The organism is Variovorax brevis, assembly GCF_030317105.1.
Taxonomy (GTDB): domain Bacteria; phylum Pseudomonadota; class Gammaproteobacteria; order Burkholderiales; family Burkholderiaceae_C; genus Variovorax; species Variovorax brevis.
Window position 1 is genome coordinate 137811 of record NZ_JASZYG010000005.1, and the last position, 24256, is coordinate 162066.

The 24256-nt window shown below is 65.0% G+C and carries 23 protein-coding genes, 2 tRNA genes and 1 pseudogene; 8 read left to right on the plus strand and 18 right to left on the minus strand.

Annotation, left to right across the window (positions count from 1 at the left end; all coding sequences use genetic code 11):
* Nucleotides 1-23: 23 nt before the first annotated feature.
* Nucleotides 24-422, minus strand: a complete 399-nt coding sequence (locus tag QTI66_RS17100) for a tautomerase family protein (protein ID WP_286561027.1) — start codon at nucleotides 420-422, stop codon at nucleotides 24-26.
* 105 nt (nucleotides 423-527) lie between these two features.
* Between QTI66_RS17100 and QTI66_RS17105 the strand changes: the two genes are divergently transcribed.
* Nucleotides 528-1397, plus strand: coding sequence for a LysR family transcriptional regulator (locus tag QTI66_RS17105; RefSeq protein ID WP_286561028.1), 870 nt, complete (start codon nucleotides 528-530; stop codon nucleotides 1395-1397).
* 21 nt (nucleotides 1398-1418) lie between these two features.
* Here the strand turns inward: QTI66_RS17105 and QTI66_RS17110 are convergent, their stop codons facing one another.
* The 6 genes from QTI66_RS17110 to QTI66_RS17135 all read right to left on the minus strand — a co-directional run bounded on the left by QTI66_RS17110 (nucleotide 1419) and on the right by QTI66_RS17135 (nucleotide 8339).
* Nucleotides 1419-2825: an amidase gene (locus QTI66_RS17110; RefSeq protein ID WP_286561029.1), complete on the minus strand. Its 1407-nt coding sequence runs from the start codon at nucleotides 2823-2825 to the stop codon at nucleotides 1419-1421.
* Nucleotides 2826-2840: 15 nt separating this feature from the next.
* Nucleotides 2841-4331, minus strand: a complete 1491-nt coding sequence (locus tag QTI66_RS17115; RefSeq protein WP_286561030.1) for an ABC transporter substrate-binding protein — start codon at nucleotides 4329-4331, stop codon at nucleotides 2841-2843.
* Between the two features lie 57 nt (nucleotides 4332-4388).
* Complete coding sequence (locus QTI66_RS17120; protein WP_286561031.1) at nucleotides 4389-5204, minus strand: ATP-binding cassette domain-containing protein; 816 nt, start codon at nucleotides 5202-5204, stop codon at nucleotides 4389-4391.
* Nucleotides 5201-6253 carry an ABC transporter ATP-binding protein gene (locus tag QTI66_RS17125; protein ID WP_286561032.1) on the minus strand — a complete coding sequence of 351 codons (1053 nt, stop codon included), beginning with the start codon at nucleotides 6251-6253 and terminating at the stop codon, nucleotides 5201-5203. The genes QTI66_RS17120 and QTI66_RS17125 overlap by 4 nt, the downstream gene beginning before the upstream one ends.
* 174 nt (nucleotides 6254-6427) lie before the next feature.
* On the minus strand, nucleotides 6428-7309 hold the full coding sequence (locus QTI66_RS17130) for an ABC transporter permease (protein WP_286561033.1): 882 nt from the start codon (nucleotides 7307-7309) through the stop codon (nucleotides 6428-6430).
* A gap of 79 nt (nucleotides 7310-7388) precedes the next feature.
* Nucleotides 7389-8339: an ABC transporter permease gene (locus QTI66_RS17135; RefSeq protein WP_286561034.1), complete on the minus strand. Its 951-nt coding sequence runs from the start codon at nucleotides 8337-8339 to the stop codon at nucleotides 7389-7391.
* A gap of 120 nt (nucleotides 8340-8459) precedes the next feature.
* On the opposite strand from QTI66_RS17135, the gene QTI66_RS17140 reads away from it, so the two are divergent.
* Nucleotides 8460-8768 (plus strand): YfhL family 4Fe-4S dicluster ferredoxin, encoded by a 309-nt coding sequence (locus QTI66_RS17140; protein WP_286561035.1) that lies wholly within the window; start codon nucleotides 8460-8462, stop codon nucleotides 8766-8768.
* A 3-nt stretch (nucleotides 8769-8771) separates the two neighbouring features.
* On the opposite strand, the gene QTI66_RS17145 is transcribed toward QTI66_RS17140, so the two are convergent.
* From QTI66_RS17145 to QTI66_RS17180, 8 genes are all read right to left on the minus strand, one after another.
* Nucleotides 8772-9203, minus strand: a complete 432-nt coding sequence (locus QTI66_RS17145; RefSeq protein WP_286561036.1) for a hypothetical protein — start codon at nucleotides 9201-9203, stop codon at nucleotides 8772-8774.
* A 28-nt stretch (nucleotides 9204-9231) separates the two neighbouring features.
* Nucleotides 9232-9873: an aminoacyl-tRNA hydrolase gene (gene pth, locus QTI66_RS17150; RefSeq protein WP_286561037.1), complete on the minus strand. Its 642-nt coding sequence runs from the start codon at nucleotides 9871-9873 to the stop codon at nucleotides 9232-9234.
* Between the two features lie 68 nt (nucleotides 9874-9941).
* A complete protein-coding gene (locus QTI66_RS17155) occupies nucleotides 9942-10598 on the minus strand; it encodes a 50S ribosomal protein L25/general stress protein Ctc (protein WP_286561038.1) in 657 nt (218 codons plus the stop codon).
* 92 nt (nucleotides 10599-10690) lie between these two features.
* Nucleotides 10691-11662, minus strand: a complete 972-nt coding sequence (locus tag QTI66_RS17160) for a ribose-phosphate pyrophosphokinase (protein WP_286561039.1) — start codon at nucleotides 11660-11662, stop codon at nucleotides 10691-10693.
* Between the two features lie 57 nt (nucleotides 11663-11719).
* A tRNA-Gln gene (locus QTI66_RS17165) sits at nucleotides 11720-11796 on the minus strand.
* Nucleotides 11797-11838: 42 nt separating this feature from the next.
* Nucleotides 11839-12726, minus strand: a complete 888-nt coding sequence (gene ispE, locus QTI66_RS17170; protein ID WP_286561040.1) for a 4-(cytidine 5'-diphospho)-2-C-methyl-D-erythritol kinase — start codon at nucleotides 12724-12726, stop codon at nucleotides 11839-11841.
* Nucleotides 12723-13100, minus strand: coding sequence for a lipoprotein insertase outer membrane protein LolB (locus QTI66_RS17175; RefSeq protein ID WP_286561041.1), 378 nt, complete (start codon nucleotides 13098-13100; stop codon nucleotides 12723-12725). The genes ispE and QTI66_RS17175 overlap by 4 nt, the downstream gene beginning before the upstream one ends.
* A 122-nt stretch (nucleotides 13101-13222) precedes the next feature.
* Nucleotides 13223-15094, minus strand: a complete 1872-nt coding sequence (locus QTI66_RS17180) for a tetratricopeptide repeat protein (RefSeq protein ID WP_286561042.1) — start codon at nucleotides 15092-15094, stop codon at nucleotides 13223-13225.
* A gap of 82 nt (nucleotides 15095-15176) precedes the next feature.
* On the opposite strand from QTI66_RS17180, the gene mutM reads away from it, so the two are divergent.
* From mutM to mutY, 3 genes are all read left to right on the plus strand, one after another.
* Nucleotides 15177-15992, plus strand: a complete 816-nt coding sequence (gene mutM / locus QTI66_RS17185; protein ID WP_286561043.1) for a bifunctional DNA-formamidopyrimidine glycosylase/DNA-(apurinic or apyrimidinic site) lyase — start codon at nucleotides 15177-15179, stop codon at nucleotides 15990-15992.
* 117 nt (nucleotides 15993-16109) lie between these two features.
* Nucleotides 16110-18071 (plus strand): dynamin family protein, encoded by a 1962-nt coding sequence (locus QTI66_RS17190; protein ID WP_286561044.1) that lies wholly within the window; start codon nucleotides 16110-16112, stop codon nucleotides 18069-18071.
* 66 nt (nucleotides 18072-18137) lie between these two features.
* On the plus strand, nucleotides 18138-19178 hold the full coding sequence (gene mutY, locus QTI66_RS17195) for an A/G-specific adenine glycosylase (protein WP_444815019.1): 1041 nt from the start codon (nucleotides 18138-18140) through the stop codon (nucleotides 19176-19178).
* Here the strand turns inward: mutY and rapZ are convergent.
* The 3 genes from rapZ to QTI66_RS17210 are packed head-to-tail and all read right to left on the minus strand — an operon-like array spanning nucleotide 19175 to nucleotide 22628.
* Complete coding sequence (gene rapZ, locus QTI66_RS17200) at nucleotides 19175-20047, minus strand: RNase adapter RapZ (RefSeq protein WP_286561046.1); 873 nt, start codon at nucleotides 20045-20047, stop codon at nucleotides 19175-19177. The genes mutY and rapZ overlap by 4 nt on opposite strands.
* The gene (recN, locus tag QTI66_RS17205; protein WP_286561047.1) at nucleotides 20044-21729 is read right to left on the minus strand and encodes a DNA repair protein RecN; all 1686 of its coding nucleotides are present in this window, start codon (nucleotides 21727-21729) and stop codon (nucleotides 20044-20046) included. The genes rapZ and recN overlap by 4 nt, the downstream gene beginning before the upstream one ends.
* A gap of 2 nt (nucleotides 21730-21731) precedes the next feature.
* Nucleotides 21732-22628 (minus strand): NAD kinase, encoded by an 897-nt coding sequence (locus QTI66_RS17210; RefSeq protein WP_286561048.1) that lies wholly within the window; start codon nucleotides 22626-22628, stop codon nucleotides 21732-21734.
* A 28-nt stretch (nucleotides 22629-22656) separates the two neighbouring features.
* Between QTI66_RS17210 and hrcA the strand changes: the two genes are divergently transcribed.
* From hrcA to QTI66_RS39910, 3 genes and pseudogenes are all read left to right on the plus strand, one after another.
* Nucleotides 22657-23661 (plus strand): heat-inducible transcriptional repressor HrcA, encoded by a 1005-nt coding sequence (gene hrcA, locus QTI66_RS17215; RefSeq protein ID WP_286561049.1) that lies wholly within the window; start codon nucleotides 22657-22659, stop codon nucleotides 23659-23661.
* A gap of 33 nt (nucleotides 23662-23694) precedes the next feature.
* Nucleotides 23695-23771, plus strand: a tRNA-Ile gene (locus tag QTI66_RS17220).
* A gap of 325 nt (nucleotides 23772-24096) precedes the next feature.
* A pseudogene (locus QTI66_RS39910) lies at nucleotides 24097-24237 on the plus strand (IS6 family transposase); the annotation flags it as partial.
* Between the last annotated feature and the right edge of the window lie 19 nt (nucleotides 24238-24256).

The following is a 24256-nucleotide window of genomic DNA, read 5'->3' on the forward strand; positions in this document are numbered from 1 at the left end:
TCGCCTCGTGCAAAAGCGCGTGCTCAAACGCCCGCTTGCTGATGGCGGTACTCCTGCGTATGCCCGCCATAGCCATAGGCGGCGGCGCGCGCGTCGATGAGATGCACGTACGACACCTCGTGGAGGTTGCCCCGCAACGCCGCCATGGCTGAATGAATCTCGCGTATGTAGCGCGCCTTCTGCGCCTTCGTGTTGGTCTCGTCCGTGATGCTGATGTCCAGGTTGAAGGCCGACTTGCCCAATTCGGCGAGCGACTGGCCACCGACGAACCAGGCGTCGGCCGCGATGTATTGCACGGTGACGGCGATGACGGGCAGTTCCTTGCCCAGAACGGTCTGCGTCAACTCGGCCACCTTGTCGACGGCCTTGCGGGTAAGTTGCGCGTCGGGTTGCCCGGAGAGGTGAATGGCGATGTGTGGCATGGCGTGTGTCCTTTCGTTGATGGTGCGGTCATTCTGGGATTGCACGTGCCATCTGAAAAGCGGGAAGATATGATGCATGTCATCTGTTATTCGAATGGATAAAACATGCAGGGACTCGATCTTGAGCAGCTTCGAACCTTCCTCGCGGTGATCGACGCCGGCAGCCTGACGGCGGCTGCGCCACGGGTCTTTCTTTCGCAATCCGCCGTGAGCGAACAGATGCGCAAGCTGGAAGAGCGGGCAGGGCAGGCTTTGCTGGCGCGCAGCAAACTCGGCGTCGTGCCGACCGGCGCGGGCACGCGCCTGCAGGCGCATGCGCAGCGCCTCGTCGCGCTGGCCGACGAGGCGCTTCGCGACATCCGCGGCGACGCATTGCAGGGCGAGCTTCGCCTCGCCGTGACCGACTACTTCAGGCCGCAAGAGCTGACCAAGCTCCTGAGCCGCCTGGGCCAGAGCTATCCGCAGACACGCCTGAACGTGAGCATTCTCAAGAGCAGCGAGATTGAGGCAGCCTACGCGCGCGGCGATTTCGATGTGGGCCTGTCGATGCGGGTCGTGGGTTCTGTGCAGAAAGACAGCGCATCCGCGCAGGCACCTGTCTTGCGGCGAGAGTCCCTGGCGTGGATGGGCGCGAGTGGACTGCGCGTCACGCGCGGCGAGCCGTTGCGGCTGCTGGTCTTGCCGGACAATTGCTCGTTGCGCCAGTTCACCGAGCAACTATTGCAAAAGCGCCGCGTGCCCTACTCGGTGGCGCACGTCGCATCCGGCGTGGCAGGGTTGCAGTCTGCGCTCGCGGCTGGGCTGGGCGTTGCCTGCCTCAACGAATCCGCCATGGGCGAGGGCGTGACGCCGCTGGTGCCGCCGCACGGCCTGCCTGCCTTGCCGCGCGTGGCCTTTCATTTCTTGCCGGCGCGGCGCGGTGAGACCGACTTCGTATCGCGGGCGCGTGAACTGCTGGCGTCGTATCTGGTTTGAGACGGACGCCGGCGCCAGAAATCACTCCGCCGGTGGCTCCGGCCACGGACGCTGTGGCGCGCGGATCTGCTCGAAGGCGCGCGATACGCGCAACACGCCCAGATCATCGAAGCGATGCCCCGCGATCTGCATCCCGATCGGCAAGCCTTCCCGTGTGTAGCCGCAGTTGATCGACGCCGCAGGTTGCTCCGACATGTTGAAGGGCACGGTGAAGCCGATGTGCTCCAGCGGCCGCATCGGGTCGTTGGTAGGCGAGGGCAGTTCGGCCGCCGCCGGCAGATTGGGCGCAGTCGGCGAGATCACGTAGTCAAAGCGCGCACAGGCATTGACGGCAGCAACGCGCGTGGCGTGGAACTGGCTGAATGCGCGGAACACATGCTCGCCGCTGAACTGCGCAGCGCTCTCGGCCCATTGGCGGATGTACGGCAGCACCCTGGCGCGCTGTTCGGCGCGCAGCGCGTTCATGTCCACCAGCGAGCGCATGCGCCAGAAGTGGTCCATGCCGTCGAGCATGGGCTGCGACATGAAAGGCTGCATCACTTCCACGATGGCGCCCGCCTGCTCGAACCAGCGCGCGGCCTGTTGCACCGCCTGACGAATTTCAGGCTCCACGGCCAGCCCGCATCCCGCGTCGAGCAGCAGGCCGATGCGCAAGCCCTTCAGGTGGCCGGCATCGACGTCGAAAGACGCCCAGTCAATGTCTTGCGCCGGCAGGCTCATGCTGTCGCGCGCGTCGGGTTGTGACAGCACCTGCATGGCCAAGGCGCTGTCGGCGACCGTTCGCGTAATGGGCCCTGCCGCGCGACCCATGTAGGGCGGATCGATGGGAATGCGCCCCAGGCTGGGCTTGAGCGTGAAGATGCCGCACCACGATGCCGGCAGGCGAAGCGAGCCGCCGATGTCCGTGCCGATGTGCAGCGGCCCGTAGCCGGCCGCCGTTGCCGCGCCCGCGCCCGCGCTGGAACCACCCGGCGTAAGCGACAGATCCCACGGATTGCGCGCCAACCGGTGAAAGCTCGAGAGCCCTGAAGACAACATGCCGTAGTCCGGCATCGTCGTCTTGCTCACGACGATGGCGCCGGATTCCTTCATCCGCGCCGCGGGCGGTGCGTCGGCGGTTGCGGCCCGCAGGTCGACCGCTGCGGTGCCCGCGGGCATCGGATCACCGCGCGTGGCGATGTTCTCCTTGATGGTGATCGGCACGCCGTCGAGCGGACCCAAAGGCTGCCCGTTGTGCCAGCGCCTTTCCGAGGCGTGTGCCTGCTCCAGCGCCTGGTCGGGCCGCAGCAGCCACGTGGCCTGCAGGTGCGGCTCCCAGCGCTCGATGTGGTCGAGCACCGCCTGCGTCACCTCGACCGGACAGAGCGTACCCTCGCGATAACCTGCGACCAGTTCGGCCGCGGAGACAGCGTGCAAAGCGTCGTTCATGCAGCGGCCGAGCCCTTACCAGCTCATTGTCGACAGGTCGTTGCAGAAGATCGGCATCGCGGTCCACAGGCCCTTGACGCCCTTCTTTGCAACGATCGGAAATTGCGGCTGGAAGAGGAAGGCGTTGGCGGCGTCGGTGGCCAGGATCTTCTGCGCGTCGCCCAGCAGCTTGTTGCGCTCGGCGGCGTTGCCCGTGGCCTTGATCTTGTCGTACACCGCGTTGAATTCCTTCGACTGGTATTCCCAGTAGTAGTCCGGCTTGGCGTAGTTACCCAGGTCGAAGGGCTCGGCGTGCGAGACGATGGTGAGGTCGTAGTTGTGCGCGCCGCCGTAGATGCCGCTGAGCCATTGCGCCCACTCGACGTTCTGGAGCTTCACCACGATGCCGATCTTGGCGAGTTGCGCTGCGATCACTTCGCCGCCCTGGCGTGCGTACGGTGGCGGCGGCACCGGCATGGTGAGTTCCAGCGGCGTCTTCACGCCGGCCTCGGCCAGCAGCTTTTTCGCCTTTTCGAGGTCGTAGGGGTTGATGGCCGTCGTGTCGATATATCCCGGCAGGCCCTGCACGTAATGGCTCCCGATGGGCACGCCGAACCCGTCTGCCGCGCCTTCGATCACCGCCTTGCGGTCGATTGCCGCGAGGATCGCGCGGCGTACGCGCACGTCGTCCAGCGGCTTGTGCTTGTTGTTGATTGAAACGATGGTCTTCGCCAGCGATCCGGCTAGGATGACCTGGAATTGCGGGTTGGCCTTGAACTGCGGCACCACGCGGGTGCCGATGCGCGGAAACGCATCCACGTCGCCTGCGAGCAGCGCCGTCGCTTGCGCGGCTGCGTCCGAGATGAAGCGGAAAGTCACGCGCTTGAGCTTGATGGCCGAGGCATTGCGAAAGCCATCCCAGGTCGTCAGCACCAGCGAGGAACCCTTCACCCAACTTTGCAGCTTGTACGGGCCGGTTCCCACCGGCTGCGTGGCATTGGTGTCGGCACTCTTGGGCTCGACGATCATGGCCGTTGGCTGGCCGAGCAGGAAGGGCAGGTCCGGGTCGATTTCCTTGTTGATGAGCACGACGGTGTGCTCGTCGATCACTTGCGTGCTCAGGTTCGCAAAGGTGCGCTTGTCCTTGTTCGTGCTTTTTTCGGAGCCGGCGCGGTCGAAGGAGAACTTGACGGCCTGTGCGTTGAAGGGCTCGCCGTTCTGGAACTTCACGCCCTTGCGCAACTTGAAGGTGTAGGTCTTGAGGTCGGGCGAGATCTCCCAGCTTTCCGCCAGCAAGGGCGTGACCTTGCTGCCGGCGTTGATCTTGGTCAGTGTCTCGTGGATGTTGTAGAGCGTGATCTCGCCGATGGCCGCGGCGGCGTTCGCGGTCGCATCCAGCCCCGGCGGTTCCAGCGCCATGCCGAGCACCATCGCGTCCTTCCTGGACTGGGCGAACGCCGCAGGGGGAAGCGTCAGCGGCAGGGTGCCCAGCGCGGCAGTGGTCAGGAGGGTGCGGCGTTTCAACATAACAAGAACTCCAGCTCGGGTAATAAAAGTTGTGAACGGTGATAAGCAACAGAGACGTTACATCATCTGACGAGGGGGCGGTTCGGCGCGTGGCACGGCCGCCAGCAATTCCCGTGTGTACGGGTGCTCGGCATGGGTGAACAGCCGTCCGGGCGCGCCGCGCTCGACGACCAGGCCGCGGTGCAGCACGCAGACCTCGTCGCAAAGGTGGTTCACCACCGCCAGGTCGTGGCTGATGAGGAGGTAGCTCACGCCGAATTCCTGTTGAAGGTCCTGCATGAGGTTGAGCACCTGCGCCTGCACCGACACGTCGAGCGCGCTCACCGGTTCGTCGGCGACGATCAGGCGCGGTCGGGTGATGAGCGCCCGAGCAATGGCGATGCGTTGGCGCTGTCCGCCGGAGAACTCGTGGGGGTATTTGTGCAGGTCGGCGCTGCGCAGCCCGACGGCCGCCAGGCTTTCGGCCGCCCGCTCGCGCTGCTCGGCGCGGGTGGTTTCGGCGAGAGCTTCCAGCGGCTCGGCAACGATGCGTGCGACGGTCTGCCGCGGGTCGAGGGAGCCGTAGGGGTCCTGGAACACCATCTGCAGGTCGCGCCGGGCGGCACGCAGTTCGGCGCGGGGCAGGGCGTGCAGGTCGCGGCCCATCAGGCGGACGCTGCCGGAGGTGGGCTGGTCGAGCGCCATCACGAGGCGTGCAATGGTTGACTTGCCCGAACCGGACTCGCCGACGATGCCGAGGCTGCGGCCCGCCTGCATGCTGAAGCTCACGCCGTTGAGTGCCTTCACCTGCGCTGGGGGCGCGAAGAGCTTTTCGCGCGGCAGGGTGTAGTGGCGCACGAGGTCCGTGACTTCGAGCAGGGGGGCTTCGGTCACGCGGGGGCCTTTTCGGTGAGGGCGGCGCGCACGTCGTCCAGGCGGATGCAGCGGACTTCGTGAGTTGATGCGGGTGCGCTTGTTGCGGGTTGCCCCCACCCCGGCCCTCCCCCGGGAGGGGAGGGGGGAAGAAGCGTAGCGGGGGGGCGAGTCGTGTGGCAGGCGTCGATGGTGAACGCGCAGCGTCCGGCAAAGGGGCAACCGGGCGGCAGGTCGACCAGTTCAGGCACGCTGCCGCGTATGGTCGCCAGGCGCTGGCCGCGCGGTGCGTTGAGGGCCGGGCGCGCCGCAAACAGGCCCTGCGTGTACGGGTGCTCGCGGTCGGCAAAAACCGCGGCGGTCGGGCCGGCCTCGACCACGCTGCCTCCGTACATCACGAGCATCTTCGAGACGCTCTGCGCGATCACGCCCAGATCGTGCGAAATCAGGATCAGTGCCATGCCCCGTTCGGCCACCAGGCCCTTGATGAGTTCGAGGATCTGCTTCTGGATCGTGACGTCCAGCGCGGTCGTGGGCTCGTCGGCGATCAGCAGGTCGGGCCCGCAGGCGAGCGCCATCGCAATGCCGATGCGCTGGCGCTGGCCGCCGGAGAACTGGTGCGGATATGCGTCAAGTCGCGAGGCAGCATCCGGGATGCCGACCCGCTCCAGCAGCGCCAGCGCTTCCTTGCGCGCGTCGGCCGCCGAGAGTCCGCGGTGCAGCCGCAAGGGTTCGCCAACCTGCCGCGCGATGGTGTGCACCGGGTTGAGGGCCGTCATCGGCTCCTGAAAAATCATGCCGATGCGATCGCCACGGATCTTGCACATGGCGGCCTCGTCCAGACCCACCAGTTCCTGGCCGTCGAATTGGATGCTGCCCGTCACCTGCGCGCTGGAAGGCAGTAGCCCCATCAGCGACTGCACGGTGATCGACTTGCCGCAACCCGATTCACCCACGATGCCCAGCGTCTCGCCACGCTCCAGCGTGAAGCCGATGCCGCGCACCGCTTCGGCAGGACCGCGCTGCGTTTGCAGGTGGACGTGGAGGTTGTTGACTTCGAGGAGGGGCATGTTCAACGCCCGCCCGGCCGCCCGAAGGGCGTTGAGCGCCCCCTCGGGGGGCAGCGATACACGAAGTGATGAGCGTGGGGGTGCATGTTCAACGCCCGCCCGGCCGCCCGAAGGGCGTTGAGCGCCCCCTCGGGGGGCAGCGATACACGAAGTGATGAGCGTGGGGGTGCATGTTCATCGGGCTCTTGCCAGGCGCGGATCCAGCAGATCCCGCAGACCGTCGCCCAAAAGGTTGAGTCCCAGCACCGCCAGCGCAATGGCGACGCCGGGGAACACCGCCAGCAACGGCGCCTGGAACATCATCGTCTGCGCCTCGGCCAACATGCGGCCCCACGACGGTTGCGGCGGCTGCGTGCCCAGCCCCAGATAGGAAAGCGCCGCCTCCGCCAGGATGGCGATGGCGAAACGGATGGTGATCTGCACGATCAGCACCGCCGAAATGTTGGGCAGCACGTGCTGCATCGTGATGGCGAACGCCCCCTTGCCGCAGGCTCGCGAGGCCGCAACATATTCGCGCGACCAGATCGCGTTCGCCGACGCCCGCGTGATCCGCGCAAAAGTCGGGATGTTGTAGATGCCGATCGCGATGATCGCGTTGACGATGCCGGCGCCGAACACCGCCGTCATCATGATCGCCGAGAGGATGGCCGGGAACGCGAGCGTGAAATCGGTCAGCCGCATGATCGCCTCCTCGACCCAGCCCCGGCGCGCGGCAGCCAGCAGGCCGAGGGCTGTGCCAACCACGAGGCCGATGCTCACGGCGATCACGCCCACCAGAATCGACGCGCGTGCGCCCACGAGCAGCAAAGACGCGACGTCGCGTCCGAACACATCGGTGCCGAGCCAGTGCGACGCATTCGGCGCCTTGAGCTTGTCCGGCAAATTCATCTCGTAGGGCGACCACGGCGTCCAGACCAGCGACACGGCCGCCGCCAGCAGGAGCAGCGCAGTGAGCGTGCCACCCAGCACAAAGCTGCGGTGATGCAGCGCGCGCCGCCAGAAGCCCGGAACCTTGAACGCCGCCGCGCTGGGGGTGGGGATGGGGAGGCTGCTCATGGCGGCCGCCGCCGGGCCGTGCCTTCCCCCCCGGGGGTGGAGTTACACGCAGCGAAGCGAAGTGAAAAGCCGGGGGGTCTCATATATCGCTGGCCTTGATGCGCGGATCAATGACCGCGTAGAGCACGTCAACCACGAAATTCACGACGACCACCATCGCCGCAATCAGCATCACGCAGTTGCGCACCACGATCAGGTCCCGGTTGCTGATCGACTGAAAAATCAGCTTGCCCAAGCCCGGCAGGTAGAACACGTTCTCCACCACGATGGTTCCGGCGAGCAGTTCCGCAAACTGCAGGCCCATCACCGTGACGACGGGGATCATCGCGTTGCGCAGCACATGGACCCACAGTACCGTGCGTTGCGACACACCCTTGGCCCGCGCAGTGCGAACGAAGTCTTCGCGCATCACTTCGAGCACCGCCGAACGCGTGATGCGCGCGAGGATCGCCGCCTGCACCACGGCAAGCGACAGGGCCGGCAACAGCAAGGCCTTCAGCCCCTGCATCACGCCTTCGCCCCATCCGTCAAAGCCGCCCGCGGAGAACCACTGCAACTCCACCGAAAAGATCAGGATGAGCAGGATCGCAAACCAGAAGTTGGGAATGGCAATGCCCACCTGCGTCAGGCCCATCAGCCCCACATCGCCCAGTTTGTTGTGACGCGCAGCAGCCGTCACGCCCACGATCAGCGCCAGCACCGTGGTGAACAGCATCGCCATGAGCGCCAGCGGCACGGTGAGTGCCAGGCGCTCGGCGATGAGTTCGAGCACGGGTGAGTCGTAGGCGTAGCTGTTGCCAAGGTTGCCGCTGAACATGCCGCCCACCCAGTGCCAGTAGCGGGTCCATGCCGGCTGGTCGAGCCCCAGTTTGACGGTCAGCGCGGCGACCGCATCCGGCGACGCGTCCGGGCCCATCAGCATCTGCGCGGCGTTGCCGGGCAGGATTTCCAGCACCAGAAAGACAATGATCGAAGCGCCAATCAGCGTGGCAATCAAAGTCAGAATGCGCTTGAACAGGAACAGACTCATGGTGGGGCGGGGCGCAGCATAACCCGAGCCCAGCAATGGTCGTGCCGGGGTTTGCGCTTGCACCGTGGGGGCTTGGGCGCAGCCGTGGCAAGCGAGGGGCGGGCGGCCGATAATCGACCCATGGCCCTCATGATCACTGACGAATGCATCAACTGCGATGTCTGCGAGCCCGAGTGCCCGAACGACGCGATCTACATGGGCGTGGAGATCTACGAGATCGATCCGCACAAGTGCACCGAGTGCGTTGGCCACTTCGATGAGCCGCAGTGCGTGCAGGTGTGCCCGGTCGCGTGCATTCCGGTGAACCCGGCGCACGTCGAGACGCGCGAGACGCTTTGGCAGAAGTTCGAGCGGCTGGCGGCGGCCAAGGCGCCGTCGAATGCAGGTGCGGCGCCGGTCGCCGGGTCACCCGCCAATTCCAATTCCTAGACTTCAGCTGTCGCCGCCCGCCGCGGCCTTCTTTGCCTTCTTCTCCGTCGGGTGCGAATAGCTCGCCGTGAAGTGCTCGGACTTGGGACGATCCTTTTTCTTCTTGACAACGGTACGACCGACCGGCGTCGCCTCGGCGGGCGGCGTGTTGCGCTCATGCACCAACAGGATCGGCTCGCGTTGCGCCTTCGCCTCCAGTTTCAGGCGCTCCCGTTCCATGGATGCGCCGGTGGCCATGTTCTGAACCGTGGCGGCATCGGCCTGCCGGCGTTGTTCGGCACTCGGCGCCGCGCCAGGCGAGATGGTCTTGCCGCCAGCGCAGGGTTGTTCGCTGTAGGTGTTGCCGCAGCGCCAGATGGCGGGTCCGGCCTGCGCATTCGTCCACGCGATGCCTGTGGTGGCAAACAAACCCACCGCGATCTGGATCAGTCTCATTTTTCTCTCCTCCCTTTTATCCTTCTTGTCAGCTTGGGGCTGTCTCGCCGCCTTTGCTGTCGTCACCCGGTTCGCGTCGCGGCGGTTTGGGCCGCGGCGGCTTGCTGGTGTGAATGATGACGGTGGCCTTTTCCATCTCGCCGGCCACCAGCGCGGGCACCGCCTTCAGCGATCGGACGATGGCTTCGTCGATGAGGTCGCGCTGCTCGCGCAGCGGCTTTTTCAGCACCCAGCTCACCACCTCGGACTTCACGCCGGGATGGCCGATGCCCAGGCGCAGGCGCCAATAGTCGTCGGTGCCCGTTTGCGCATGGATGTCGCGCAGGCCGTTGTGGCCGGCGTGGCTTCCGCCCAGCTTGAGCTTGGCCTGGCCCGGCACGATGTCGAGTTCGTCATGCACCACCAGCATTTCGTTGGGCGCAATCTTGAAAAAGCGCGCCAGCGCCGAAACCGACTTGCCCGACAGGTTCATGAATGTCTGGGGCTGAAGCAGCCACACGCTCTGGCCTCCGACGTTCGCGCGCGCCGCGAAGCCGTGATAGCTGCGCTCGGGCACCAGCGTCACCTTCAGTTCGCGCGCCAGGGCGTCGATCCACCAGAAGCCCGCGTTGTGCCGCGTGGCCTCGTATTCAGGGCCGGGATTGCCCAGCCCAACGAACAACTTGATCATGTCTGGAATTATCGTGGGTCAAAAAAAAGGCCCACCGAAGTGGGCCGTTTGGACGCGCAGGAAGCGGATTACTTCTTGGCGGTCTTGGCAGCAGGCTTGCCACCCTTTGCCGGTGCGGCAGCTTCGGGAGCGGCAGCGCCTTCAGCGGGAGCCGCTTCTTCTTCAACGCGCGGCGACACGGCCGAAACCACGACCGGGTTCAGCTTGCCGTGGCTCACGAACTTCACGCCCTTGGGCAGCTTGATGTCGTTGACGGTGACGGTGGCGTTCTTGGTCAGGCCCGACAGGTCGATTTCAATGAACTCAGGCAGGTCCGAAGGCAAGCAGGTGACTTCGATTTCGTTCATCACGTGGTTGACCAGGTTGTGGTCCAGCTTGACGGCCGTCGATTCTTCCTCGCCCTTGAAGTGCAGCGGCACCTTCATGGACAGGCGCGTGCGTGCGTCGACGCGCTGGAAGTCGACGTGCTGCACCAGTTGCTTGAACGGGTGGTATTGCACGTCGCGCAGCAAAACCTTGCTGACGTTGCCGGCCAGTTCCATCTCCAGGACGGAGGCGTGGAAGGCTTCCTTCTTCAGGGCGTGCCACAGCGCGTTGTGATCGATTTCGATCAGTTGCGGCTGGCCTTCACCACCGTAGACGATACCGGGCGTCTTGCCCGAGATGCGGAGACGGCGGCTCGCACCCGTACCCTGCTTGGCGCGCTCAAAAGCGACGAATTTCATGACTGACTCCTGTGGACGTCGACCGCGACCAGTGCGACGCCGATTTAAAAAGGGCCCTCCGACGGAAGGCCCGCGTGTGGATCAAGACCGCCTTAGAAAAGGTTGTCCTGGTCCGAAAACAAACTCATCACCGAATCGCCCCGGGCAATGCGCTGGATCGTCTCGGCGATCAGCGGTGCCACGGACAACTGGCGGATCTTTCCGCAGGCGTTGGCGCCGTCGGAAAGCGGAATCGTGTTGGTCACCACCACTTCGTCGAGTGCCGACTGCGTGATGCGCTCGATGGCCGGACCCGAGAAAATCGCGTGCGTGCAATACGCATAGACCTTCTTGGCGCCGCGCTCCTTGAGCACTTCGGCCGCCTTTACCAGCGTGCCGGCCGTGTCGATCATGTCGTCCATGATCACGCAGTTGCGGCCGTCGATCTCGCCGATGACGTTCATCACTTCGCTCACGTTCGCCTTGGGGCGACGCTTGTCGATGATGGCCAGGTCGGTGTTCAGTTGCTTGGCCAGCGCACGTGCGCGAACCACGCCGCCCACGTCGGGCGAAACCACGATCAGGTCTTCGTAGTTCTGGGCGCGCAAGTCACCCAGCAGCACCGGCGACGCATAGATGTTGTCGACCGGAATGTCGAAGAAGCCCTGGATCTGGTCGGCGTGAAGATCCATGGTCAAAACGCGCTCGACACCCACCGTTTGCAGCAGGTTGGCCACCACCTTGGCCGAGATCGGCACGCGGCTCGAACGCGGGCGGCGGTCCTGGCGGGCGTAGCCGAAATACGGAATCACTGCGCTGATCCGTTCGGCAGAAGCGCGCTTGAGCGCGTCGACCATGATCAGCAGTTCCATCAGGTTTTCGTTGGTCGGGGCGCAGGTGGACTGCACCACGAACACGTCGCGTGCCCGGACGTTCTGGTTGATCTCGACGGTGACTTCGCCGTCTGAAAAACGTCCCACACGGGCTGCGCCGAGGGTCGTGCCGAGATGCTGGGCAATTTCGGCAGCCAACCCCGGGTTGGCGTTGCCGGTGAAAACCATGAAATCAGGGTTGTGAGCCTGCATCTGTGCGTCCCGGCAATGCGAGTGGCCCCGAGGGGCCGTCTATGGTCTTGAAGAATTTGGCAGGGGAGAAAGGATTCGAACCTTTGCATGCTGGAATCAAAATCCAGTGCCTTAACCAGCTTGGCGACTCCCCTACACGGGACTCCGGACACCTCCCGAAGGATGAATCCGGCGACCTATGAAATGTCGCTGTCTGCCCACCCGGCGAGGGGGTGAACCGACAAATTTTCGCATTGACGAACCGACCAGCCTGGATGGGCATCGGAGAGATCCGTTTCCTGCAATTTTGCTGCGGAATTATCGCACTGCACCAGAGGTGCAAAAACTGCGCTTCCCGATCCGGTCATCCGGGCCTTGAGACCTTTGGAACCCAGCCAGTCGATGGCTTGGGTGACCTCGGGGCAGAGCCTTTGGGCAACCGGCTGCAGGTCGTTGCGTCCGAAGTTGAAGACTTCAAGTGCGCTTACTGCAGCAAAGCCAGAGATTATAGCAGGCGTTGACGACCGTTGAAGGTCCGGCGCAGCAAAAATTGAAAGTGTGTCCAATCCGGCTGCAGGTTTGACCACCACGAAACGCGCGGTGGGTACCTCCACGGGCGTGATTTTCTCACCGATTCCTTCGACCCAGGCGTTGCGGCCGCGCAGGAAGAAAGGGACGTCCGCGCCAAGCTTCAAGCCGACTTCTTCGAGCTTTGAAAGCGGGAGTTGAAGACCCCAAAGTCGGTTGAGCGCCAGCAGGCAGGTGGCCGCATCCGATGAGCCGCCGCCCATGCCCGCTTGCGCCGGGATGCTCTTGGCAATCCCGATGTGGGCGCCAAGACCTTCAGGGGCAAAAGCCTGCAGCGCCCGCGCCGCGCGCAGCACCAGGTCGTCAGCGGGCAAGGGTGTCGTGAGGTCCTCGCGCGACAACACGCCGTCCTTGCGCAACTCCACATGCAGGGTGTCGCACCAATCGATCAGCATGAAGACCGATTGCAGCAGGTGATAGCCATCGGCGCGCCGACCGGTGATGTGCAGGAAAAGATTCAACTTGGCCGGCGCGGGCAAGTCGTAGATGGCCTTCATGGCTGCTCGAACAGGATGCGCAATTCGGCGGTGGGCTGCGGCGTGCTGCGCGTGGCCTGGATGCTGCCCGACGCGACCTGACTGAGATTCGCCTTCCATCCCGCAACCGGTTTGTCCTGGCCGTCGAGCCATCCAAACAGTGCGTCCATGGGAATGGCGGCGCCGGTAGCGGCTTCGATCATGGCTTCGACCGAATCGAAGCGGCGGCTGTCGGATCCGTTTTGCAGGACGGCCTCACCCGGCGACCAGCGCGCCAGCCCCAAGGTGCTGCCGATGGGGCTGGTGAGCGTGAGCTCGCCCGCCTGCGCGTTGCCGCGCAAGTCGAAAAGAGCGGAAAAGCTTTGAGGCGGCGCGCTGTCGATGCGCAACGACATGCGGCCGCTCCAGATGGTTCGGGCGCCCGGGGCAGTCGTAGCTTTCGAGGCGCCAACCGTGCTGGCGCATCCCGAGAGCGTCAGCATTCCGGCGAAGCCCGCACCCAGCGCAACGCGACGCTTCACAGTTTGACGCGCAGGCGCTTGAGGGTTTCCTGCAAGGTTTCGTTGTCGGAGTCGGCCATCTGGGCTTCTTTCCAGATCATCATGGCGCGGTCGCGCTGGCCGGAAACCCAAAGCACTTCGCCAAGGTGCGCACCGATTTCGGGGTCGGGCCTTTGCTTGTAGGCGGCCTCGAGGATGCGCGAGGCCTCCTTCGCATTGCCGAGGCGGAACTCCACCCAGCCCATGCTGTCGGCAATGAAAGGATCGTCAGGCGCGAGTTGCACGGCCTTGTGGATGAGCACGCGCGCTTCATCCAGGCGCACCTTGCGATCGGCCAGCGAATAGCCCAGCGCGTTGTACGCATTCTGGTTGTCGGGCTTCAGTTCGATCAGGCGGCGCAGCAGGCGCTCCATGTCGTCCAGGCGGTTGAGCTTCTCGGCCACCATGGCCTGGTCGTAGAGCAGGTCGCCGTCGGTCGGGGCGGCCGCGCTGGCCTGCGCCAGCATGTCGTAGGCGGCCTGGTATTGCTTGGCGTCGCGCAGCAACTGCACTTCTGCCTGGAATTTCTGGCGCTTTTCTTCCGGCGAGGTTTCGGGCAGTTCGCGAACCAATTCGCGAGCCTGCGGCACCTTGCCCTGGCGCGCCAGCAAGGTCGCGCGGCGCAATTGGGTGGCCACCAGGTCGTCGTTGTTTTCGACCTTCTGCAGCCATGCGTCGGCTGTGGCGAAGTCCTTTCGGCGCTCGGCCACCTGCGAAAGAATGAAGTAGGCCTGCGTCAGGCCACGGTTGTGCGCGTCGGTGTCGCCCTGTTTGGCCGACAGGCTGATGTAGCGCTTGACCGACGCTTCGGCTGCGGCGTCTTGCCGGGCCTGGGTTTGCAGCGTGCCGAGCATGAGCCAGGGTTCTGCGAGTTCCGGCTTTTGCGATGTCAGGAGCGACAACTGGCTGCTGGCGTCGGCGTAGCGACGGCCTTCGGCCAGCACGCGGGCGTAGGCCAGGCGTATCTCGGGAACCGGATTGGGGCCTTCGAGGTAGCGCTTGACCACTGGCTCTGCCTGCGGTTCGGAAGGATCGATGAGGTCCAAAGCCAGCAGTACCGGCGCCTCGGCGCCCGGGTCGGCCGCCTGGCCCTTGACGGCGGCATCCAGGGCGCCGGCGTTGTCGCCGGCGGCCATGCGAACGCGGCCGATGGTGGCCCAGGCCGGTGCTGCCGTCCCCGGGTCCTTGACTGCATCCGTCATGGCCTTTTCGACCACTTGCGCGGCCAGCTTCTTGTCGGTGGCGCGCGAGTAGTTGCGCGCGATCACGGCCATGAGCACCGGTCGCTCGACCACAGGCGTGGCGGCGATCTCGGCGCGCAGCGGCTCCGTGGTCTCGCCGATGCGATTGAGTGCGATGAGGATCTGCAGCTCCAGCCTGCGTGCCTCGCGTGAATCGGGGACGGCATCCTTCCAGGCGCGCGCAGCCACGAGGGCGGCGTCGCCGGATCGCGATTGCAGGGCGATTTCGACCGCGCGCTGGAAAAGCCGCGGGTCGCGCGTGCGGCGCGCGGAGTCAAGCATCAACGCATAGCCGGCGCCGGGATCGCCGGAGCGCATGGTCAGCTCGCCAATCAGCACTTCATAGAAAAGCTGGGCCGTCATGGCCGAAGGGCGGGCGTCTTCGTCGTCGTCGGTCTTTGCGGCGGGCGGTGCCGCGGCGGGTGCTGGCGCGGGTGCCGGTGCCGCCGCCGCAATGGCGGCAGATGGCGCCGGAGCGGAGGTCAGCGCCGGAGCTTGGGCTGCAGGTGTGGATGGTGGCGCGACATCGGTTTGCGCGCAGGCAACAAGCGCGAACAGGACGGGAATCGCGGCCGCCGCAAGGCGGAATCGGCGGGGCGGTAGGGTCATCGAACCATAATAATCCAAGCAACTTTGGCAACGATGTCTTGTGCCCATCGGGATAAGGATCTTTGCCGCTTGCGCATCTGCAATGCCTGAACTGCCCGAAGTCGAAGTCACCCGTCTTGGATTTGCCGACCGCATCGCGGGTGCGCGTGTGGCGTCCGCCCGCCTGGGCAAGCCGCTGCGCTGGGCTTTGGGCATCGATCCTTCGGCGCTTGCCGGCCGCCAGGTGCTCGGCGTGCGCCGACGTGGAAAGTATTTGCTGGTCGACCTGGATCAGGGGCTGCTGTTGCTGCACCTGGGCATGTCGGGCAGTTTGCGCTTTGCCGCGGACATGCCCGAACCCGGCGGCCACGACCACTTCGACCTGGTCACCAGCCGCGGGACCCTGCGACTGAACGATCCGCGGCGCTTCGGTGCGGTGGTCTATGCGCCGGACGAGTCCTCACCCATCGCGGTGAAGCTGTTGGGCGGCTTGGGCGTCGAGCCGCTGGGCGATGGCTTCGATCTGGATGCCTTTCACGCCGGCCTGCGCAGCCGCCAGGCTGCCATCAAGCAGGTGCTGCTCGCGGGCGACATCGTGGTCGGCGTGGGCAATATCTACGCGTCCGAAGCGCTTTTTGCGGCCGGCATCCGCCCGACGCTGGCAGCGGCACGCATCAGCCGGCCGCGCGCTGCGCGCCTTCGCGATGCGGTGCAGGCGATCTTGGCGCGGGCGGTCGACCGCGGCGGCAGCACCTTGCGGGATTTTTCCAATGTGGACGGCCAAAGCGGCTATTTCCAGCTCGAGGCCATGGTGTACGGCCGTGCCGGGGAACCGTGTCGCGTTTGCGCGACTCCGATCCGGCAATTGCGACAGGGGCAGCGATCCACTTATTTTTGCCCACATTGCCAGAAATATTAACCTGAAGGTATTCACTCGCGGGTGCACAAACAACGAAACTCCCCCATTGCACATCCAGGCCTCCGCACGAGCGGGGGCCGGTGCTATATTTTGTAAACACCCTTTTACATTTCCCCTTTGACACGATCTTTCAATCAGCAGTTTGACCAGCACGGCGCCTGGCGACGCAACTTTGCACACCGGCTCAAGTGGCTGACGGGGTGGCTGCGCGAAAACGACCTGCTGGACGCGTCGGTGGGCGAAAGACTGAAAGAACTCGAGGCGCAAATGCGCACGAGCAAGGTCATGGTGGCCTTCGTGGCCGAGTTTTCCCGCGGCAAGTCGGAACTCATCAACGCGATCTTTTTCGCCGGCTATGGCCGACGGATCATGCCGGCCAGCGCGGGCCGCACGACGATGTGCCCCACGGAGCTGGGCTACGACGCCGCCGAGCCAGCCAGTCTGCGCCTTTTGCCCATCGAAACCCGGCTCGAGCCGCATTCGCTGACTCACTGGCGCGAAGAGACAGAGCGCTGGACAGACATCCCCATCGACGTCCGCAATGCGGAAATGCTGGCCACGACCATGAACAAGGTGGCGGAGGTCGACTGGGTTTCCAAGGACAAGGCCCGCGCACTCGGCTTCTGGAGCGACGAAGCCCCCGAAGACAACCCCGTGCCGGATGCGGAAGGCCACGTCGAGATTCCGCGCTGGCGGCACGCGGTGCTCAACATGCCGCATCCGCTGCTGGAGCAGGGGCTGGTCATCCTGGACACTCCCGGCCTGAACGCGATCGGTGCCGAACCTGAACTGACGGTCAGCCTGATTCCGCAGGCCCACGCGGTGGTTTTCATCCTGGGCGCGGACACGGGTGTCACGCGATCGGATCTCTCGATCTGGCGCGAACACCTCATCACCGAAGGCGACGCGCACGAAACGCGCATCGTGGTGCTCAACAAGATCGACACGCTGTGGGACATCCTGAGCAGCCCCGCGGAGGTCGACAAGCAGATCAAGCGGCAGTGCAAGGCGTCGGCCGAAGTTCTCGGGGTTCCGATCGCCCAGGTGTTGCCGGTGTCGGCCCAAAAGGGCTTGCAGGCCAAGATCCGGCGCGACGCTCCCTTGCTGCAGGCAAGCCGTTTGCCAGCACTCGAAGCGGTGCTGGGCGAAGGCCTGCTGGGCAAGCGCGAGACGATGCTGCGACTGGCCATCGAATCGGGCATCACCGCCCTGAAGACCGAGGCTGCGCGCCTGCTCAAGGTGCGCGCGCGCGACCTTTCCGAACAGGCGCTGGAACTGCAAGGCCTGCGCGGCAAGAATTCCTCGGTGATCCGCCACATGCGAACGCGCATCGAGGGCGAGCAGAACGAATTCGAGGGCAGCAACTCGCGCATCCTGGCCCTGCGCTCGGTGCAGGGCAAGTTGCTGCGCGAGGTGTATGCCGTGCTGGGCAGCACGGCGCTCAAGGCGGACATGGGCAAGCTTTCTGCCGCGCTCAAGAAGCCCGGCATCAAGTTCAACGTGCGCAAGGTGTATGCCGAAACCTTCGAGGCGCTGCGCGGCAATTTGCGCGAAGTGCAGACGACCACCGCCGAAATCCAGGCCATGCTGAACGCCACGTTCCGGCAGCTCAATGCGGAACACGGCTTCACGCTGCTGGCGCCTGCGGAGCCCGATCTGGCTGCTTTTGCGCGTCAACTCACCCAGATCGAACAAAGCCACATCCAGTACCTTGGTGTGGGCAACATGCTCAAGCTGGCGCAGCCCGAGTTTTGCGACAAGCTGGTGCGCGCGCTCACGAGCCGGCTGCGTGTCGTCAACGAAGCCGCCATGACCGAGGTGGAGCGCTGGAGCAAGGGCGCAGGGGCGCAGCTGGACGCGCAGCTCAAGGAACGTCGACGCAACTTCGGCAAGCGCATCGAAGCGGTCGAGCGCATCCAGAGTGCGGCGGGCGGCCTGGACGAGCGACTCGCGGAAATCGCAGCGCAAGAAGAGTCGCTGAAGCAATTGGGCGAAAAACTGGAAGAACTCACCGCGCTCCTGACCAGCCAGGACGCGCCCAACGTGTTTTCGGGGCGCACCGAATTGCGCGTCGCCTGACGACAAAGGCGGTTGCGGCGCCGGTGCGCCGCAATCAGCGACACTGAATCGGTGACGGACACAGCCATTTCTGAATCGACCTTCGCGGCGCAAGTCGTTCGCTGGCAGCGCAGCCACGGGCGAAGCGAACTCCCCTGGCAGAACACCCGCGACCCCTACCGGGTGTGGCTTTCCGAGGTGATGCTGCAGCAGACGCAGGTGTCCACGGTGCTGGGCTACTTCGCCCGATTTCTGGACCGCTTTCCGGACGTCGCGGCGCTGGCTGCCGCGGGCGAGGACGAGGTGTTCGGGCTGTGGAGCGGCCTGGGCTACTACAGCCGCGCCCGCAACATGCATCGCTGCGCGCAGGAGATCGTGGCGCGCTTTGGCGGGGAGTTTCCACAAACCGCCGCCTTGCTCATGAGCCTGCCCGGCATCGGACGCTCGACCGCGGCGGCCATTGCCGCTTTCTGCTTTGGTGAACGCGTGGCGATCCTCGACGGCAACGTGAAACGGGTGCTGACGCGCGTGCTCGGTTTCGAGGCGGACCTTGCGTCGGGCGCGAACGAGCGGGCCTTGTGGGACATCGCAACGGACCTGCTGCCGCCATCGCAGCAAAAGAATGACATCGCGGGCTACACGCAGGGGCTGATGGATCTCGGCGCCACGGTGTGTACGCCGCGCAAGCCGAGCTGCATGCTCTGCCCTGTCAACGCATCCTGCGCCGCGCGCATCGAGGGCGCGCCGGAGAAATACCCGGTGAAGACACGCAAGCTGCGGCGAACCGCGCAGTCGCTGTGGATGATGATGGCGCGCGACGCACAGGGCCGCGTGTGGCTGGAAAAGCGGCCGGGGTCGGGCATCTGGGCTGGCCTCTACAGCCTTCCTTGCTTTGACAGCCGGCAGGCGCTGCAGGATTCATTGCCCGCGCGCCAGGCCGATGACTTGTCGGACGGCGAGCCCTTCCTGCACGTGCTCACGCACAAGGACTTGCATCTGCATCCCGTGACGCTGACGGTGATGGACGCTCACAAGCTGTCCGCGCAGGGCGACTGGTATTCCGGCGAGGCGTGGACGGCGTTGGGCTTGCCCGCGCCCGTGCGCAAGCTGCTCGCCCAAGCGGGCTAATTGGTCAGCTCGCGGTGCCGCTTGAGCGCCGCCCAGCGCGCGCTGAACGCACGCGTCAATTGCTCGACCAGAAACACCGAGCGATGCTGGCCGCCGGTGCAGCCGATGGCGACCGTCACGTAGCTGCGGTGGTCGCGCGCCAGTGCATCGAGCCAGTGCGACAGGAACTGTTCGATGTCTTCGTACATGCGCGCCACGTCGTCGTGCTGGCGCAGCCAATCGACCACTTCCGCATCGCGTCCGGTGAGGGCGCGCAGTTCGGGAACGTAGTGCGGGTTGGGAAGCATGCGCACGTCGAACACGTAGTCCGCGTCCAGCGGAATGCCGCGCTTGAACGCAAAGGATTCAAACACCAGCGTGAGCGAGCTTTCCGGCGCCGCGATCAGCGCCTTGAGATAGCTCTGCAACTGTGCAGGCCGGATGATGCTGGTGTCGATGATGTCGGCGCCGTCGCGCAGGTCGGTCAGCAACTCGCGTTCGAGCTCGATCGCCTGGATGAGCGCGCGGTGCTGCTCGGGCGCGTCCGCGTCGCTTTCCTGCCGCGACAGCGGATGCCGCCGCCGAGTTTCCGAAAATCGCCGCACCAATGCATCGGTGGTCGAATCCAGAAAGAGCGATCGCAGTGAAATGCCTTCCAGCCGAAGCGCTTCCAGCTGCTGCGGCACCAGCGGAAACGAAACACCGCTGCGGATGTCCATGGCAATCGCAACCCGGCGCGCCTGCTGCTGCCGCTGCAGGGCGATGAAGGCGGTGAGCAGTTCCGGCGGCAGGTTGTCGACGCAGTAGTAGCCCGCGTCTTCCAGCGCATGCAGCGCAACCGACTTGCCGGAGCCCGACATGCCGGTGATGAGGACCAGTTCAAGGCTCATGCCCGCACTCTCACTGCTGGCGCTGGCTTGCCAAGCATCTCGCGTGCATGGGCGAGAGTGGTTTGTGACACGCGTTCGCCGCCCAGCATGCGGGCGATTTCCTGATCGCGTGCGTCGTTGGCCAGCGCCGCGACGCTGCTTTCGGTGCGAGGTCCATCGCCTGCCTCTTGGGACTGGCGCTTGGAAACGAGCAGGTGGTGATCGGCGCAGGCAGCGACTTGCGGCAGATGCGTGACGGCCAGCACCTGCCGGTCGCGGCCCAACTGTTGCATCAGGCGCCCGACGGTTTCGGCGACCGCGCCGCCAACGCCGGAATCGACCTCGTCGAAGATGAGCGTCTGCGCGGCGCCCAGTTCGCTGGTGGTCACCGCAATCGCCAGCGCGATGCGCGACAGTTCGCCGCCGGACGCCACCTTGCCGATGGCGCGCGGGGTGCTGCCGGCGTGGCCGCTGACCAGGAAGGAAACATCTTCCAGGCCCGCGCGTCCGGGCTGCGCCAGGGGCGGCAGCGCCACTTCGAACTGGCCGCCTTGCATGCCGAGCCCCTGCATGGCTTGGGTCACGGCATGTGCAAGGCGCGGAGCGGCCTGCTTGCGGGCCTTGGCCAGCGCCTTGGCTTCCTTCATGTAAGACTGCTGGGCGGCAGCTTCGGCACGCTCCAGCGCTTCCAGATCGCCGGCGGCGTCGAGTGCGGCCAGTTCCGTTTGCCAACCGGCGAGGAGGGCAGGCAGGTCTTGCGGCGTGCGCTTGTACCGGCGGGCGAGCGACATCCACAGGCCCATGCGCTCGTCCAGTTCAGCCAGCCGTTGCGGATCGGGGTCGGCATGCCGCAGGTAGCCGTGCAGGCTGTGCGCGGCGTCGGCGGCTTGCGCCACGCTGGACGCCAGCACTTCGGCGAGCGCCGTGAACTGGGGTTCGATGTGCTCGCTGCCCTGCAACAGGCTGAGCGCGCGGTTGAGCGCAGACAAGGCGCCGCTTTCGTCGTCTTCCAGCGCCGTGCGCGCGCCCTCGGCCGCGTCGATGAGTGCCTGCGCGTTCGACATGCGCGTGTGGTCGGCAGACAACTCATCCCACTCGTCGGCGCCCGGCGCCAGCTTCATGACTTCGCCAATTTGCCACTGCAGGCGTTCGCGTTCGCGCTGCAGCGAGTCCTGCGCGTTGCGCGCGGCGTCCAGCGCGCCGATGGATTGGCGCCACGACGTCCAGCTTGCCTCCAGCGCATCGGGTTGCACGCCGGCGTAGGCATCCAGCAGGCCGCGCACGGCCTCGGGCCGGGTCAGGCTCTGCCAAGCGTGCTGGCCGTGGATGTCGAGCAGCCGGTCGCCGAGTTCGCGCATCTGGGCGGCGGTGGCGGGGCTGCCGTTGATCCATCCGCGGCTGCGGCCCTGCAGATCGACCGTGCGGCGCAGGAGCAGTGAATCGGCGCCCTCGAATCCGCCCTCGTCGAGCCAGGCCGCCAGATGCGGGTCGGGGTCGAACTCGGCACTCACGTCCAGGCGTTGCGCGCCTTCGCGCACGGAACCGGCGTCCGCCCGGCTGCCCAGGGCGAGTTGCAATGCATCGATGAGGATGGACTTGCCGGCGCCGGTTTCCCCGGTCAGCACGGTGAAGCCCGACGCGAGGTCGATGTCCAAAGAGCGCACGATGACAAAGTCGCGCAGCGTGATCCGTCTCAAGGCCAAGTTTAGGAACCTCCTTCGTTCCAATGGAGTTTTTTGCGCAACGTGTCGAAATAGCTCCAGCCCTTGGGGTGGAGGAAGCGAACACCCAGTTCCGAGCGCCTGACGACGATGCGGTCACCGTGCATGAGCGAGGCGAGCGATTGCATGTCGAAATTGGCGCTGGCATCACGGCCGGCCACTAACTCGATGGTCACTTCGTCGTCGTCGGGGAAAAGAATGGGGCGGTTGGAGAGCGTGTGCGGCGCAATGGGCACCAGCACCCAGCCCTGGATGCCCGGATGCAGCAAGGGGCCGCCGGCCGACAGCGCGTAGGCGGTCGAGCCTGTCGGCGTGGCAATGATCATCCCGTCGGCGCGCTGGTTCGCCACGAAGTGGCGGCCGACCGAGACGCGCAGTTCGACCATGCCGGAGGTGGCGCCGCGGTTGACGACCACGTCGTTCATGGCGAGCGCCTCGAACACGACCTTGCCGTCGCGCACCACCTGCGCTTTCATGAGGCTGCGGCGGTCGTGCTCGTATTCGCCGGCCAGCATGGGCACCAGCGTGGACTGGTAGTTGTCCAGGGGAATGTCGGTCACGAAACCGAGACGACCGCGGTTGATGCCGATCAGCGGCACGTCGTACGGCGCGAGTTGGCGCCCGATGCCCAGCATGGTGCCGTCGCCGCCGACGACCAGGCCCAGATCGCAGCGCTTGCCGATCTCGTCGACGGTCAGTCGCTCGTAGCGGCCGGGTTCGTAGCCATCCAGTACGCACTTTTCGGTGAAGACCTCGCAGCCTTGCGACTCCAGGAAGCGGCCAATGCTCTCCAGCATGACGTCCGGGGCGCCCACCTGCGCGCGCACGCCGGTGGCCTGGTATTTACCGATGAGCGCAACGTGCCGAAAGCGGGAGGTCATCTACAAATTACAACATTAAAATCATTTGATGTTGGACGATCGCGCAAGGCTCTTGCTCAAGACACTCGTCGAGCGATATATCGCCGACGGGCAACCCGTCGGTTCGAGAACGCTGTCCAGGGTTCCGGGACTCGAGCTTTCGCCTGCCACCATCCGCAATGTCATGGCCGATCTGGAGGACCATGGCCTGATTGCCAGCCCCCACACATCAGCGGGCCGCGTGCCCACGGCGCGAGGATATCGGCTCTTTGTTGACACCATGTTGACTGTGGAAAGGGAGGGATTCACCACGCCCACCCTGGCAGCCGACCAGCCGCAGAAGGTGATTGCCAACGCGGCCAACCTGCTGTCGAACCTCTCGCAGTTCGTGGGTGTCGTCATGGCGCCACGGCGGGCGTCGACTTTCAGGCACATCGAGTTCCTGCGGCTTTCTGAAAAGCGCCTGTTGGTCATCATCGTCTCGCCCGACGGCGACGTGCAGAACCGGGTGATATTTCCCGAGATCGACTTCACGCAGTCGCAACTGGTGGAGGCGTCCAACTACATCAACGCCAACTATTCGGGGCTGACGATCGAGCAGGTGCGCGACCGGCTTCAATCCGAAATCGACACGCTGCGCAGTGAAATCGCGACGCTGATGCAGGCCGCGGTGAAAGTGAGCGCAGAAGTGCTGACGCAGTCGGAAGACGAAGTCGTGGTCGCTGGCGAGCGCAACCTGCTGTCCGTCACTGACTTTTCGAGCGACATGGGCCAGCTGCGCCGCGCTTTCGATCTGTTCGAGCACAAGGCGCAACTGATGCGCCTGTTGGACGTGTCGAGCAAGGGGGAGGGCGTGCGGATTTTCATTGGCGGCGAAAGCCAGGTCGTGCCGTATGAAGATCTGTCCGTGGTCAGCGCCAATTACGAGGTGGACGGGCAGGTGGTTGGCACGCTGGGCGTCATCGGGCCGACGCGCATGCCCTACGAGCGCATGATCCAGATCGTGGACATCACGTCGCGGCTGGTGAGCAACGCGCTGAGCCACCGCAAGTAAGCCAGTCCCAGGCCACTAGAATCACGTCCGCGTGGGCCGTTAGCTCAGTTGGTTAGAGCAGCGGACTCATAATCCGTTGGTCGATGGTTCAAGCCCATCACGGCCTACCACTTCGAATACCGCATGGGTAAAAGAAAGTTCGCTATAAGTTCGTAGCGAAATTCTTTCACCTGTGGCATCGAACCTTTGGTTTTGTCACGATTGATGTCACGATCAAGCATGCGACGGTTTGAGTCAGTTTGAGACTGATGGCGGTCGCGTCCCATTCCGTGGTGTAGGTCCACGGCCGGACCGAACGAGGCGATTTGCGACAGCGCAATGCGAAAGTCGTCTTGTTGACCCGCAGCATTGGGCTCAGTTCCGGCCTCCCGACATCACGCGGGCCAACGCAGGTTCGTCAGCCCTATCGCTCGTTGGTGCCCATGCTCGGTTCCAAAGTCATTCGACAGCGCGGCGGTGACGATCGCCGGCGTTGAACTGCTGCATCGCATCCGCAAAGGCCAATTCAATCTCGGCAAGCTGCGCCATCGACGCCAAGCTGCGCCTGCAATTTGGAATGCCGTGTTTTCGGCCTGACCCGTCTGGCACTCGCGAG